Here is a 12829-nt window from a genome sequence, read left to right as displayed (position 1 = left end):
ATTTTGTGCATCATCAATATGATTTATTTTGCAAACTATGTCGAGTTTATCAACTCCTTTCTCAGTAGATAAAAGAGATCTCTCTAGCTTCTCAATTTGAGATTTTATTTTGGAAGTAGAGCCAATTATCTTGTCTTTGGTAATTACGCTGGTGAACGCGTCGTAATTTTTATTATATTGTTTGATAGTCGTTTTTAGTTGATGAACTCTAGTGAGAATCTCAGTGTCATTAAAGTTAAAAAGATATAGAAATACAGTATTTATATCAGATTTAGTTACGCCTCTTCCATTATCAGATTTAACTGTTTTGGTCATCCGGTGTTGAGTTGTTCGGAAAAATTTTGGAGCTAGTTTTCTTAATGTTGGTTTATCTGAGTAGACGTTAAAAATGCTAGCCATGATATGAGAAGTATATTCTTTTTTAGTCACTACACGGTCATTAAGAAAGTAATACTGCTGGCTTTTGTCTACAGAAAGCCTCCGTTTAATTACGGTGTATTTACTATCTAGTCCAAGGTATTCAAGTGAGGCGTATACTTCATTGTTTGTAAAGAGTTGTGCAATTTCATACTTTGGGGTTTGAAATTCATCATCAATATAAATTGGTCCTATTGAACCATCAAATAAATAGTCCAGTACTCTTCCTAGAGTCGATTTACCAACACTATTACCAGGAGCGTCTGATTTCTTATTGCTTGTAATTATATTTAGATTGTCTAAAAATGGAATGTCCCTTATTTTTTCACCATCAATTTCTAAGAGAAACCTAAGCAATTTCATTGATAAATGCCTCTTTGCCGTTGCAGTCAATAGCAGAAATAATATAAAGCCAATCTAGCGCAAGGATGATATGATCAACAGAGACCGAGAGCTCTCTTGTTACAACTTTGAATATCTGTACAATAGGCATTTTTTTATTTTTTCGCTCATGAATCTTCTTAAGAATAAAACCGCCAATGTAAAGAACATTAAATTCTGGATTGCATCCTTTAGTTGGTAGCATTAGGATTCTCCAAAATAAAGCATTCAACAAACGCATGTGCGACGACTACGTTAATACCAATTTCTATTTGTTCTTTGAATGGAGTGACGTTTGCAGAGTTATAAGTGAACTTTCTTAACTGTTTAATTACATCGTCAATGATATCATCCGCGTGTTGTCTTATCTTATGAAGGTCTGGTTCGAACGAATCAATGTCATATTTTTCTAGTGAGTTACAGTACATATCGTTCAGAAAGCACATGGCAGTTTGCTTTCCATTGATTATGTTCTGTTCAGCCAATACGTAGGCTCTCTCAATGTGAGATGAGTATGATTTGTACTGTAATACAATGCGTCGCTTATTTTTAAGTAGGTTATGGTCTATTTTCATAGCGACAGCAGCAGGAAAGTGGCGATCAGTGCGATCTATTTTTACATCAGCCTGAGCAATGTCGCCAATTATTACGTTGATGATTGAGTCAACATTGATCTCTGGAGATATAACATTATTGAAATCTCCTTCGATTCTTCCAATTTCAAATTTGTTTTCACACATAGGGGACCTTGGTTATATCAGTTGTAGAAATTAAAGTCACCCTTGATTACACCTTGGTTAATGTTTGTATTCCCGCTTTGATTTACTTCTTGGTAGTTATCATGAATATCATTATTTTCTATTTCTGTTATTTTTTGTTCAAGAGATAAGTTTTTAATATTCAGGTCATTGTACTTTATATTTAGGTCATTGAAGTTTTGTCTAATCTTCGTTGCATTACTTTTCTGTAACAATGCATAAAAGCAGCTAAAAACCGTGCAAATCCAAGCGATTGCTACAGCAAGAGGGCTACTGAATATATTTAAAAACTCTTCCATCGTTAACCTCCAACTTGTATAGATAAATGGTGTTATTTATATACGCAAAATTCTGTAGAGTTTGATAAATGCCAAAATTACCACCTTTACGGTGCAAGTTTTTACCCCGTGTAAACTCACGCTACCGCCCGTGGATTACAGCTTCCAATATGCTCCCTTGACCCGCGCTGGCAGCAACCCATCGCTGTTCAACAGGTTCTGGATGGCTATGGTAAGCCAAACGAAACTGCCGAGGCGAGCCTTAAAGTGACTCAACTATCAGAAATTAATCGTTTTTTGAACTGGATCAGCAAATGGAACCGGAAGGCGGCTTTGTAGCCATATCCCGCTTTGGCAAGCAGGGAAGGGGAGTGGATTGGGGCGACCCGCTGGTCGCCCCTGGTGATTGCCATATCCGGCGCGCGAAGGGTTAGCCGTGATAGCCGTAGCAGCGCTTGAGCTCCTCGAAGTCGTAGTAGTGGCTGCCGCTTTGGTAGGGCTGGCAGCCCGTCTTAAAGGCGATCTCCTTTTCGTTGTAGAGCATCTTGACCAGCACCTGCCGCTGCCCGTTTTGGTAGATATCCCACTGAATATTGGCGGTATAGGGGGAGACCCAGCCGCCGCGCCACTCGTTGTTCTGCTGGCTGAACAGCTGATCCGGGCTGGCCCCCTGACGGCTCCCTTCCAGCTTCATCAGGGCGGCGAGGGGGATAATGGCTTCGGCGTGGGCAAAGCGCAGGGTGGCCCGTCGGCTCTGCTCGCCCTCCACCACCTGACGCTGCACCTCGCCAAACAGGCCGTCGAGCAGCGGCTGGGCAATGGCGTAGGGGGCACTCTGGTTGGCAAAGCTCGGCCCCTTTTCGTAGAAATCTTCCGCATCAGAGAGGTAGGAGAACCAGGCAGACTCCTGTGGGGTCAGGAACTGCTCCAGCGCCCAGGGTTCGCTGCCCTGAGCCTGCGCTTCGCGGATCATGCCGGGGCCGATGATAAAGAGGTTGTAGAGCATCAGGGCGGCATCCACTTCGTCGCGCACATAGGTCATGCCGCCATCTTCCGGGTTGACGGCGACAAACTCGACGCCGCCCGCCAGATAGTCGACAAACCCCTTGCTGTAGATACGCTCCAGCATGCTGCGGGCCATCTCTTTGGTCTTGCTCAGGTTTTTAAGCTGATCCAGCGCCCTGGCCAGCTCGGGGGCCGGGGCGATTCCGGCATCTTCGTCGCCGATAAAGCGCTGATAGTTCTCATAGGCGGGCAGGTAGCGGGCGTAATCCCCCTCGGGCGTGGTCTTGTGGAAGTAGAGCTCGAACTTGTTGACCAGCTTTTTGTCGATCTTCGAGGGGTCATCCTGCGTGAGGTAGCACTGCGCCGAGTCGCTGACATAGCTCACGTTGCGCTTGAGACTCTCCATAAAGTAGAAGGCGCTTTCGTTGGCCCTGTCCTTGCCCGAGGTGACCACCTTGATGCAGTGGGGCTCGCTGCTGTTGAGCAGGGTCGGTAGCCGCGCCGCCAGCCGGGTGGCGAGATTGGCGTGCTCCTCCTTGCCCAGCGCCGAGAGCAGGCCATAGCCCAGTTTCTGGTTGGCGGCCGTCACCAGATCGACCTTGCCTCCCAGCCCCTGCCCGAGAGTGGTGAGCGCCCCCTGACGCTGCGCCTCTTCCCATACCAGCTTGGTCAGCACGTCATATTTCGGGCTGGAGAGGGAGCGCGAGCCGTGGCGCGCCACCATCTCGGTAAAGACCGGGCTGAACCCCTGAGGCGCTGGCTCGTAGCTCTCCGCCTGCTGCTGCGGGCTGTAGACCGCTTTGGTGCTGTATTGGTAGGCGGTTTTGCCCTGGCTGTCGGCAGACGATTCGTTCTCTGACTGGCAGCCGCCAAGCAAGACCAGCGAGACGGCCACAGCCACATAAGAAGAGCGCGGGAAAGTCATGATGTTCCTTATCTATCCATATGAAAAATAAGTGAAAAACTCTATGGCTTGAAAATGACCGCGGGATGTCAGCCAGATGACAGGCTGATGACTTCTGATAAAGCAGTAAGCAAGGGGAGGGGCAGAGGATGGCTATAGGGAGGGTAATAGAGGCTCAACCAACCACTGCGCCGGTCACGGCTGAGTGGTCAGTGAGCACTGTTAGGATGGGGGCTTATTGTCTTACCTCCTGCCCCTTGGCGTTCTGCAGGGTGTGAAACAGGTAGTGATCGTCCCGATTGTAATAGACGGTAATGGTGTGGCGCTGGGTGTAGTCCGCCGCGACCCCGGCTACTGTCATCGGCACCAGGATCAGCTCCCCCAGCCCCATGGTCACGGCGCTCGCCGTGGCCTGGCCATTGCCGTCAGCGCGCTTGTGGATCTTGCCGAGCACGGTAAAGCGATCGCACCCCTTGACCTGCGGCGTATCCATATATTGGCCTTGCGTACAAGGCTGCGGTTCGCCCAACTCGGCACGGATATGTTCTCGGGGTTGTCCCTGTGTCAGGGTCTCGCGAAAGCGCCCCGAATAGTGATCGATGGCGGCGGCGCAGCCACCTAGCAGCAATGGCAGCGCGAGCAGCAGCGGATGAGAAATACATACAAGACGATTCATAAGGGCAAGACTCCGTTATTGCGCCAGTGACGCGCTATCTTGGCCACGTCGCTCCGGCTCGCTGCGATGCAAAAAAGTGGTCAGGGTATCGCGCGGCGGCGTGATGCCGCACTGCACCAGAACCCGCCCGATGGCGCCCCTGTGATAGCCGCCATGAGTCACCAGATGGAGCAGCATTTCGTCGCGGCTCATCTGCCCCTTGTCACCATCGACAAAGCGAAACGAGAGCGGGGTTGCTCCCTCTTGTGGGCTCAGCGCCGCGACGTAATCCACCAGCCAGTTATCCAGCTCGGTGACTGCGCTGCGCAGGGCGGTGAGGGTCGGTGTCTCCGGTGTATTGGTGGCGGTAAAGCCGTGGCGTTCCCCCAGCAGATTGGCTTGGAAGATGGCATCGACCACATGGATATGGTTGAAGATCCTGAGACAGGTGTGGTGTGCCTCGCCATATTGCTGCGCATCGAGTGTGGCGTTCGCATCCAGCAGTTCGCCATCGGCCCAGCGTTTGTAGTGAAAGAGGGATTGCAGTGTCTTGTTGCTCATCGCGTCCTTGCCCTTGTCGCTTCGTGAAGTGCGGCATGTTAGCCAAAATGGGCTCAATACGAAACCCATTCTGTTGCAGCCTTGGCCCCCGCTATACAAAAAACCCGAAAGCTGGCGCTGTCGGGGAAGAGGAAAAACATCGACAAGGAATTACAAAGGCAGTGGGGTCAGGCCTGAACGGGATCAGGCATCGACATAGAGCACTTGGCCGCTAATAAGCGCCCTTTTTTCGGGACATCCACCTTTTTGACAGCAGTGAGTGCCTAGACTAGGTTGGTATTCCTATGAGGCCCATTAAGCCTACTTACTGTTAACCATAACCGGAAGGATCCGACATGAAAGCGATGACTGCAGCCCTCTTGCTCCCCCTGATTCCCCTTGCCGTTCAGGCGGGGGCTCCCGTGTGGATCACGATTGGGGCCGATAGCGGGGTGGAACTCAAGCAGGTCAATGCAAAGCTCTCCCCCCTGTTCAGTGCCAGCGGGGCGCCCGTCCAGCTGGCCCAGATTGAGGCAAGCGAGCTTGGCTCCCTCTCGCACCTGATGCACGAGGGGCACCAGCGCTGCGGTGGCTATGTGGTGCACACGACCCTGGCCGATGCGCTGCAGAGCATGGCCCAGCCCCTTAGCCAAAACCTGTTCAGCGCACCGCCGTTGACCCAGGGGGCGAGTGTCAACCGGCTGCTGCCTCATCTGGATCAAGGCAATATCGCCAGCACCATCAGCAAGCTGTCCGGCTGGCGCAACCGCTACTACACCACCCCCACCGGCACGCAATCCGCCGACTGGGTAGCCAGCCAGTGGCAGAGCCTCGGCAGTACCCTGCCATGGGCCAGCGTCAGCCGGGTCAAACATAGCGGCTACCCGCAACAATCCGTGGTGTTGACCCTCAAGGGGAGCCGCTATCCGGACGAGGTGGTGGTGCTCGGTGGCCATCTCGATTCCACCGCAGGCTCGGCCCCCAACAGCAAGACGCTGGCCCCCGGCGCCGATGATGATGCCTCCGGCATCGCCACCCTGACCGAGGTGCTGCGGGTCATCGCCGAACAGGGCCGCCAGCCGGAGCGCACCCTGCAATTTATCGGCTATGCGGCAGAGGAGGTGGGCTTGCGGGGCTCCAAGGATATCGCCAGCCGTTACAAGGCGGCCAACACCAGGGTATTGGCCGCGCTCCAGTTGGATATGACCAACTACAAGGGCTCGGCGAACGACATCGTCTTTATGACCGACTACACCGACAAGGGGCTGACCGGCTACCTCACCCAGCTGATCGATGCCTACCTGCCGCAAGTCAGCTATGGCTATGACAGCTGTGGCTATGGTTGCTCGGATCACGCCTCCTGGCACAATCAGGGCTACCCCGCCGCCATGCCGTTCGAGTCACGCTTTAGCGAATACAACCCCAGGATCCACACGGCGCAGGATACGTTGCAAAACTCGGATCCCTCGGCTGGCCACGCTCTCAAGTTTGCCCAGCTGGCGACCAGCTTTGCCGTCGAAATGGGCAAGATCAACTGAGTCACAGGCCGCTGCGCAAGCCAAAAGGAAGGGAGTCTCGACTTCCTTCCTTTTTTCTATCTTCTGTGCGGGTTTGCCCCCGCCATAGAAAAAGCCCCGAGAGCTGGCGCTTTCGGGGAAGAGGAAAAACATCGACAAGGAATTACAAAGGCATTGGGTCAGGCCTGAAAAAGATCAGGCATCGACATAGAGCACCTGGCCGCTAATAAAGCCATCGACGGAGCGCTCAAACGCCTTGCCGACCAGGGCGCCCGGCACCGGCTGGAAGCCCGGCATCATCTCGCCATATATGTCCCACGCCTCTTCCAATACGGTCGGGTTGACCACATTGATGCGGATGCCGCGTGGCAGCTCGTGGGCCACGCACTGGACAAAGGTATCGATGGCGCCGCTGGTGGTGGCATCGGCAATGGCCAGCGGGATCGGCTTGATATTGAGGATGCCGGAGATCAGGGTGAAGGAGCCCCCCTGATTGATGTAGTTGAGGCCGATATTGACCAGATTGATCTGCCCCATCAGCTTGCTCTGGATGGTGGTTTGCCACTGCTCGTCTCTCATCTCGCCAAAGGGGGCGTATTCGCAATAGCCGGCGGTATTGACCACCGCATCGAAGGAGCCCACGTTTTGGTAGAGCCGCTCGATAGACTCTCTGCTGGTGATATCCACCTGAAAATCACACCCCTCGCCGGAGCGGCTGGCGGTAATGACCTTGTGCTTGCCCAGACCACTGAGGGCGGCTTGCCCCATTTTCCCCTGAGCACCAATCAGAATGACCGTTTTCATCGTTAACCTCGCTTTGCTGAAAGAGCTGCAAGGTTAGAGAGCCACTGATACAATGTAAATCATGGGTGGTTTGTATATGATACAACTGAAATTGGTGAGGTAAGGGTGGAGAAGATCGATATCAGGCAGATGCGGGTGCTGGTGCTGCTGGTGAGATACAAGAGTGTGTCGCGGGTGGCTGAGCTGCTGGAGATCTCCCAGCAGGGGGTGAGCAGCCATCTGAAAAAGCTACGCGATCTCTTTCCCGCCGAGCTCTTTATCCGCCAAAGCGCCGGGTTGCAGCCGACCGATTACGCCTGCGAGCTGGCCGCCAGGTTTGAGCAGATCCTGGCCGATATTGACGGGGTCTTTGTGGCAACCCCCTTCGATCCCGCCAGCAGCCAGCGCACCTTCAGGGTGATGGCCAACGAGTATGCCCAGCTCGCCATTATCCCAAGGTTGGCGAGCGCTCTGCGCACTCAGGCGCCCTCCATCCGGCTCGATGTGGTGGACTTTCAGACCGAAAATCATCTGGAGGCGCTGGCCAGCGGCGAGGTCGATCTGGTGATTGGCTTTGATGCCTATCTCGACCCGGGGTTGCTGCGCGCCACCCTGCGCCGGGATCACTACTGCTGCGTGCTGCGCCGCGACTCCCGATATCTTTCGGACAACGCCCCGCAGGATCTGGCGGCCATCCCCTTTGTGCAGTTCGCCAACAGCGTCGGCAATTTCGAAGGGCAGATGAGCCTGCAGCAGGTTGCCAGCGCGGCGGTGGCGACGCTCCCCTGTTACACCTCGCTGCAAGCCTTTATGTCGGTCAATGACGTGGCGGCCTGCATTCCATCGGCCATCGCCGCCCTCGGCGATTTTCGTGTGCTGGAGCTGGCCGGGGCGCCGCAGCCGTTCGAGGTGGTGGTCGGCAGACACCGCAAAAGTCAGGGCAATATGGCCATCGAGTGGTTGGCCGAGCTGATCAAGTCGGTCTGCGATCTTGCCATGCCTAGATAACATCGCCGTTTGCCGAGAGCTGCACACGCCAGCCAGCGGGCTAACGGCAGGCTGGATCTGCGGGACAAATCCTGCGATGGTGCGGGCAGTTATCCGCTTGTCCCGTTATCGAGTGAAAAGGAGTTGAGATGCGCATTGCCATGATTGGTCTGGGGGATATCGCCCAAAAAGCCTATCTGCCGCTGCTGGCGAGCGACGAGCGGATCACCCCGCTGCTCTGCACCCGCAATCCGGCGGTGCTGGAGAAAATCGCCCGCCAGTACCGGATCGCCGAGTGCTTTACCGATGTGGCGGCCCTGCTGGCCAGCCGTCCCGACGCCGTGATGATCCATGCCGCGACCGCCGTTCACCGCGAGCTGGCCGAGCAGTGCCTGCGTGCGGGTATCCCCACCTTTGTCGACAAGCCCCTGTGCGACAATCTGGCCGAGGCAGAAGCGCTGGCCAACCTCGCCATCGCGCAAGATTGCGCCCTCTTTACCGGCTTTAACCGCCGCTATCTGCCCGCCATGGCCGAGGCGCGGGCCCAGCCGCTCACCGAGCTCAACTGGCAGAAACACCGTTTCGCCCTGCCCGGCAAGGCACGGGATTTTATGTTCGATGACTTTATCCATGTGCTCGACAACCTCTGCTTCTATGGCGGCGTGCCGGATGGGGAGGTCCATGCGGTATTGCGACCGGATACGAAGGACAGCAGCCTGTTGGCCGGGGTCAGCGTCAGCTGGCAGAGCGGCGATCGCGCCATCAGCGGCAGCATGAACCGCAGCGCCGGGATCACCGAGGAGCGCATCGATGCCTACGGCGACAATCTTTCCCTGCACCTTGAGAACTGCACTCGTGGCATCATCGCCCGCGACAAGCAGGCGCAGATGCTTAGCCCCAACGACTGGCTGCCGGTGCTGGCCCAGCGCGGCTTTGCCGCCATGCTGGAGCACTGGTATCAGCAGATTGAAATCGGCAAGGTAGATAGCGAGCTGATCGCCTCCTACCTGCACGGTCACCGGCTGGCGGAGCAGCTGGTGGCGCTGGCTGACCAGCGGGAATAAGGCTGGCTGGAAGCCTGAGATATATGAATGGGAGGTGCGCGAAGGTAGCGCACCAAACACAACGGGGGCCGCAGTTGCGGCCCCCGTTGTTATGGGATGAGATGCATGGGATCAGATGCACTTCACCGGTTTGGGCAGGCCGCCAATCTTGGTCGCCTGTTTGGCGGGCCCTTCCGGGAACAGCTTGTAGAGGTAGCGGCTGTTGCCCTTCTCGGGACCGTACTGTTTTTCCATCGCCTTGACCAGTGCGCGGATGGCGGGGGAGGTGTTGAACTCCAGATAGAAGGCGCGCACAAAGCGCACCACTTCCCAGTGCGGCTCCTCAAGCGTGATCCCCTCCTGCGCAGCCAGCACCAGCGCCAGCTCCTCGCTCCAGTCGTTGCTGTTGAGCAGGTAGCCCTTGGCATCGGTCTCGATGAGTTGGCCGTTGAATTCCAGCTGATGTTTTTCGGACGCAGTCATGGGGGCTCCTCACTAATGGGGCTATCAGGATTGGGCGGGCATGGTAGCGCCTTGATCCCCGGTGAGCAACCGGCTCTCGTTGGCCAGATGCAGCAGCTGATCCGCCAGCTCGCTGATCAGGTTGAGCTGCTGGGTCAGCATCAGCTGCTCCTCGCTGCTGTCTGCACTGCTGTCCGTGCAAAGAAGGGGGCACTGACCTCCGATGGAGCTGGAGGGGTTGCCCGCCAGATGGCCTGCGGCCTGCTCCAGGGTGTGGCAGATGTGGTGGCGTACCTCATCCAGCCCGCTGATGGCCTCCAGCTTGTCGCGATGGGCCCCCAGCGCCGAGATGTAGGAGAGCAGGGCGTGGTTGCGCCAGGTGAGGGTAAAGCAGAGATCGAGGAAGCGGCGGCGCTTTTGCGGCTCCACCAGCATGCTCTGCCAGGCGGTAGCCAGCTCGCTGTCCGCCAGATGGGCGCTCTTGCGCGCCACCCGATAGTCGATGGACTCGTCCCGCTGCTGCTTGAGGCTCGCCAGCACCGCCGAGAGGTAGCGGGCGTTGGCCGAGAGCGAATTGGCGATCAGGGTCGGCAGCCGCTTGTACTGCCAGTCCGGCCAGAGCCAGGCCACCAGCCCGTAGGAGATCAGGCAGCCGAGCAGGGTATCGAGCAGCCGTGGCCCCAGAATGGCAAAGCCGATGCCATCGAGCAGGTTGAACGCCATCAGCACGTAGAGGGTGATAAAGCAGACCGCGGCGCTGTAGTTGTTGCGCACCTGGGTGAAGAAGAGGAAGGCGGCTAGCCCCATCACCACCAGCTGAACGTGCAGCTCGGGGAAGAGCCAGAGCACCGGAATGCCCACCAGAATACCGGCGAAGGTGCCGAGCATCCGCTGCACCAGTCGGCGGCGGGTGGCGCTGTAGCTGGGCTGGCAGACAAACAGCACGGTCAGCAAAATCCAGTAGCCCTTTTCCAGATCAAAGGCTTGCAGTATGCCGTAGCCAATCACCAGCCCCAAGGAGAGGCGCAGCGCGTGGCGAAACACCATGGAGTGCAAGGTGAGGTGTTGCTTGAGCTGGGTCAGCAGCGGCAGGCGGGGCGGGCGCGCCAGCGCGGGCAGCTCCTGCTCCGGCTGCTCGGGGTTTTGCAGCACTTCGGCGCTGCCGAGCAGCTGGTTGATGCTGGCCAGATTGCGGCGCAGGAACTTCATCGGCGTCAGCAGGGTTTTCGGATAGTGCTGCTTGAGATTGGTGAACTCCAGCTGATCGCCGAGGGCCTCAAGCGTCCAGTGGATGCGCTTGTTATGGGCGTAGGGCTTGTGCACCAGAATGGCGTAACCGAGCCGCTGGCACGCCTCGGAGAGCTGCAGGAACACCTCCTGAAATCCTTCCAGTACGATGCCCTGCTTGAGCTCGGCTTCCAGTCGGCTGTAGGGGTAGTGGCTGGAGGTGGCGCGCTCGTGAATTTCCAGCGCCAGCAGATAGAGGCGCAGCAGGCTGGCCAGCTCGGGGCTGGCCGGATGGCGACGGCTCAGGCGGGCGTTGAGGGCCGACTTGGTGAGGGTCAGCGCGCTCACCAGATTGATGTTGAGCTGGGCCAGATTGTGGCGAATGGCCTGAGCGCCGTGCTCGTCCGCCGGGAAGAAGCGGGATTTTTCCAGCAGGTAGCGGCCAAGGGCGAAGTAGCTCTGGGCCAGCTGCTCGTGCAGGGTCTTGTAGGGCAGCAGCCAGAGCCAGATAAACGAGACCAGCCCGTACCAGAGGGCGCCGGCACCGAGCGCCAGTGGCTGGTAGAAGAGATCCGGTGCCTTGGCGGCCCCCAGCATGGTGTAGATGGCGATCAGCAGCGAGCCGAAGCTGATGGTGGCGTAGCGGGCACCGAGCGCCCCCACCATCACGAAGATAAAGGTGGAGCTGGCCAATCCGATGGCAAACAACCAGGGGGTGGGGTAGAGATACTGCACGCACAGGGACGCGAACATGAAGCAGATGAGCGTCATGGCGAGGTTTTTGAGCCGTCCCCACAGGCTGTCGTCGGTTTCGGCGATGGCGCCCGCCACTACCCCGAGGGAGAGCAGCACGGTGAGCTGGATATTGCCTGTGGCCAGGGTGAAGGCGAGCAGACCGAGAATGGCCAGCAGCACCTTGAGGGCGAAGTAGATGTGACTATCGGTCAGCAGTCGGCGCAGCAGGCCAGAGAGATCCATCGGCATGAAACAGGAACAACCCTTGAACGAAACGAGGGCAGGATGTTACCCCGCCAAGCGAGAAGCGGCCCTGATTTGGATCAGGGCCGCTTCGCATCATATCCTTGATTTGCAACTTATCCTGACAGAAACAGGAGCCAATAAAAACCCCGCCGAAGCGGGGTTTTTGATTAGTTGCGGTTGCCGCCAAGCAGGCTCAGCAGGCTCAGGAAAATGTTGTAGATGGAGACATACAGGGTGACGGTGGCGGAGATGTAGTTGGTCTCGCCGCCGCGCACGATCTGCTGGGTGGTCAGCAGGATGGCGCCGGAAGAGAAGAGCATGAACATGGCGGACAGAGCCAGGCTCAGGGCGCTCATCTGCAGGAAGATGTTGGCAATCATGGCCACCAGCAGTACCCAGAAACCGACGAACAGCATGCCGCCGATAAAGGAGAGGTCACGCTTGGTTGTCAGGGCATAGGCCGACAGACCGAAGAAGGTGAGCGCAGTGCCGCCAAGGGCGGTCATCACGATCTCGCCACCACCATTGTTCATGTACATGTTGATGATGGGGCCCAGGCTATAGCCCAGCAGACCGGTCAGGGCGAAGGTGAAGACCAGCCCCATGCCGTTGTTGCGATTCTTCTCGGTCAGGAACATCAGACCGTATACGCCGATCAGGAACACGGCCCAGTGCAGCGGCGGCATGTTCATCACGGTAGCGACCCCCGCCACCACGGCAGAGAAGCCCAGAGTGAGGGAGAGCAGCATATAGGTGTTACGCAGCACCTTGTTGGTATCGCGTACGGCACTTTGGGTGCCAGTGTAGATAGAACGGGTATCCATCTTGGGTGTCCTCTTGATGTCCGGGTGAGACGGCGAGCAGCCGCCTCGTGATCGCTGTTTGTTACTG

At 56.6% G+C, this 12829-nt stretch carries 14 protein-coding genes; 3 read left to right on the top strand and 11 right to left on the bottom strand.

Annotation, left to right across the window (positions count from 1 at the left end; genetic code table 11):
• From AACS18_RS07970 to AACS18_RS07940, 7 genes are all read right to left on the bottom strand, one after another.
• On the bottom strand, positions 1-780 hold a 780-nt coding region (locus AACS18_RS07970; RefSeq protein ID WP_219928015.1), incomplete at its 3' end, for a hypothetical protein.
• Positions 767-1003: an ABC-three component system middle component 6 gene (locus AACS18_RS07965; RefSeq protein ID WP_103251490.1), complete on the bottom strand. Its 237-nt coding sequence runs from the start codon at positions 1001-1003 to the stop codon at positions 767-769. The genes AACS18_RS07965 and AACS18_RS07970, both read right to left, overlap by 14 nt.
• On the bottom strand, positions 990-1538 hold the full coding sequence (locus tag AACS18_RS07960) for a hypothetical protein (protein WP_108614077.1): 549 nt from the start codon (positions 1536-1538) through the stop codon (positions 990-992). Before AACS18_RS07960 ends, AACS18_RS07965 begins: the two co-directional genes overlap by 14 nt.
• Positions 1539-1555: 17 nt before the next feature.
• On the bottom strand, positions 1556-1855 hold the full coding sequence (locus AACS18_RS07955) for a hypothetical protein (RefSeq protein WP_108614076.1): 300 nt from the start codon (positions 1853-1855) through the stop codon (positions 1556-1558).
• A gap of 409 nt (positions 1856-2264) precedes the next feature.
• Positions 2265-3764 carry a histidine-type phosphatase gene (locus AACS18_RS07950; RefSeq protein ID WP_108614075.1) on the bottom strand — a complete coding sequence of 500 codons (1500 nt, stop codon included), beginning with the start codon at positions 3762-3764 and terminating at the stop codon, positions 2265-2267.
• 214 nt (positions 3765-3978) lie between these two features.
• A complete protein-coding gene (locus AACS18_RS07945; protein WP_108614074.1) occupies positions 3979-4419 on the bottom strand; it encodes a hypothetical protein in 441 nt (146 codons plus the stop codon).
• A 15-nt stretch (positions 4420-4434) separates the two neighbouring features.
• Entirely contained in the window at positions 4435-4959 is a 525-nt protein-coding gene (locus AACS18_RS07940; protein WP_108614073.1) for a DinB family protein, read from the bottom strand.
• Between the two features lie 335 nt (positions 4960-5294).
• Here AACS18_RS07940 and AACS18_RS07935 point away from each other — a divergent pair, with 335 nt between their 5' ends.
• The gene (locus tag AACS18_RS07935; RefSeq protein WP_108614072.1) at positions 5295-6476 is read left to right on the top strand and encodes a M28 family metallopeptidase; all 1182 of its coding nucleotides are present in this window, start codon (positions 5295-5297) and stop codon (positions 6474-6476) included.
• Between the two features lie 174 nt (positions 6477-6650).
• Here AACS18_RS07935 and AACS18_RS07930 read toward each other — a convergent pair whose 3' ends face one another.
• Positions 6651-7259: a short chain dehydrogenase gene (locus AACS18_RS07930; RefSeq protein WP_108614071.1), complete on the bottom strand. Its 609-nt coding sequence runs from the start codon at positions 7257-7259 to the stop codon at positions 6651-6653.
• A gap of 105 nt (positions 7260-7364) precedes the next feature.
• On the opposite strand from AACS18_RS07930, the gene AACS18_RS07925 reads away from it, so the two are divergent.
• Together AACS18_RS07925 and AACS18_RS07920 are read left to right on the top strand one after the other, a co-directional pair.
• Positions 7365-8246, top strand: coding sequence for a LysR family transcriptional regulator (locus AACS18_RS07925; RefSeq protein ID WP_108614070.1), 882 nt, complete (start codon positions 7365-7367; stop codon positions 8244-8246).
• 128 nt (positions 8247-8374) lie between these two features.
• Entirely contained in the window at positions 8375-9289 is a 915-nt protein-coding gene (locus AACS18_RS07920) for a Gfo/Idh/MocA family protein (protein WP_108614069.1), read from the top strand.
• 111 nt (positions 9290-9400) lie between these two features.
• Here AACS18_RS07920 and AACS18_RS07915 read toward each other — a convergent pair whose 3' ends face one another.
• The 3 genes from AACS18_RS07915 to AACS18_RS07905 all read right to left on the bottom strand — a co-directional run bounded on the left by AACS18_RS07915 (position 9401) and on the right by AACS18_RS07905 (position 12762).
• The gene (locus tag AACS18_RS07915) at positions 9401-9751 is read right to left on the bottom strand and encodes a TusE/DsrC/DsvC family sulfur relay protein (RefSeq protein WP_108614068.1); all 351 of its coding nucleotides are present in this window, start codon (positions 9749-9751) and stop codon (positions 9401-9403) included.
• 24 nt (positions 9752-9775) lie between these two features.
• On the bottom strand, positions 9776-11941 hold the full coding sequence (yccS, locus tag AACS18_RS07910) for a YccS family putative transporter (RefSeq protein WP_108614067.1): 2166 nt from the start codon (positions 11939-11941) through the stop codon (positions 9776-9778).
• A gap of 164 nt (positions 11942-12105) precedes the next feature.
• Entirely contained in the window at positions 12106-12762 is a 657-nt protein-coding gene (locus AACS18_RS07905; RefSeq protein ID WP_005338308.1) for a Bax inhibitor-1/YccA family protein, read from the bottom strand.
• Positions 12763-12829 lie beyond the last annotated feature (67 nt).

The organism is Aeromonas sp. HMWF015 (assembly GCF_963878965.1).
Classification (GTDB): Bacteria; Pseudomonadota; Gammaproteobacteria; order Enterobacterales; family Aeromonadaceae; genus Aeromonas; species Aeromonas veronii.
The sequence above is the reverse complement of the archived record's forward strand: the minus strand, read 5'-3'. Positions and strand labels throughout refer to the sequence as shown.

What these genes read in the sequence shown, in the direction of transcription:
- AACS18_RS07965 (WP_103251490.1), bottom strand. Translation starts at nt 1,003, where the DNA reads ATGCTACCAACTAAAGGATGCAATCCAGAATTTAATGTTCTTTACATT.
- AACS18_RS07960 (WP_108614077.1), bottom strand. Translation starts at nt 1,538, where the DNA reads ATGTGTGAAAACAAATTTGAAATTGGAAGAATCGAAGGAGATTTCAAT.
- AACS18_RS07955 (WP_108614076.1), bottom strand. Translation starts at nt 1,855, where the DNA reads ATGGAAGAGTTTTTAAATATATTCAGTAGCCCTCTTGCTGTAGCAATC.
- AACS18_RS07950 (WP_108614075.1), bottom strand. Translation starts at nt 3,764, where the DNA reads ATGACTTTCCCGCGCTCTTCTTATGTGGCTGTGGCCGTCTCGCTGGTC.
- AACS18_RS07945 (WP_108614074.1), bottom strand. Translation starts at nt 4,419, where the DNA reads ATGAATCGTCTTGTATGTATTTCTCATCCGCTGCTGCTCGCGCTGCCA.
- AACS18_RS07940 (WP_108614073.1), bottom strand. Translation starts at nt 4,959, where the DNA reads ATGAGCAACAAGACACTGCAATCCCTCTTTCACTACAAACGCTGGGCC.
- AACS18_RS07935 (WP_108614072.1), top strand. Translation starts at nt 5,295, where the DNA reads ATGAAAGCGATGACTGCAGCCCTCTTGCTCCCCCTGATTCCCCTTGCC.
- AACS18_RS07930 (WP_108614071.1), bottom strand. Translation starts at nt 7,259, where the DNA reads ATGAAAACGGTCATTCTGATTGGTGCTCAGGGGAAAATGGGGCAAGCC.
- AACS18_RS07920 (WP_108614069.1), top strand. Translation starts at nt 8,375, where the DNA reads ATGCGCATTGCCATGATTGGTCTGGGGGATATCGCCCAAAAAGCCTAT.
- AACS18_RS07915 (WP_108614068.1), bottom strand. Translation starts at nt 9,751, where the DNA reads ATGACTGCGTCCGAAAAACATCAGCTGGAATTCAACGGCCAACTCATC.
- yccS (WP_108614067.1), bottom strand. Translation starts at nt 11,941, where the DNA reads ATGCCGATGGATCTCTCTGGCCTGCTGCGCCGACTGCTGACCGATAGT.
- AACS18_RS07905 (WP_005338308.1), bottom strand. Translation starts at nt 12,762, where the DNA reads ATGGATACCCGTTCTATCTACACTGGCACCCAAAGTGCCGTACGCGAT.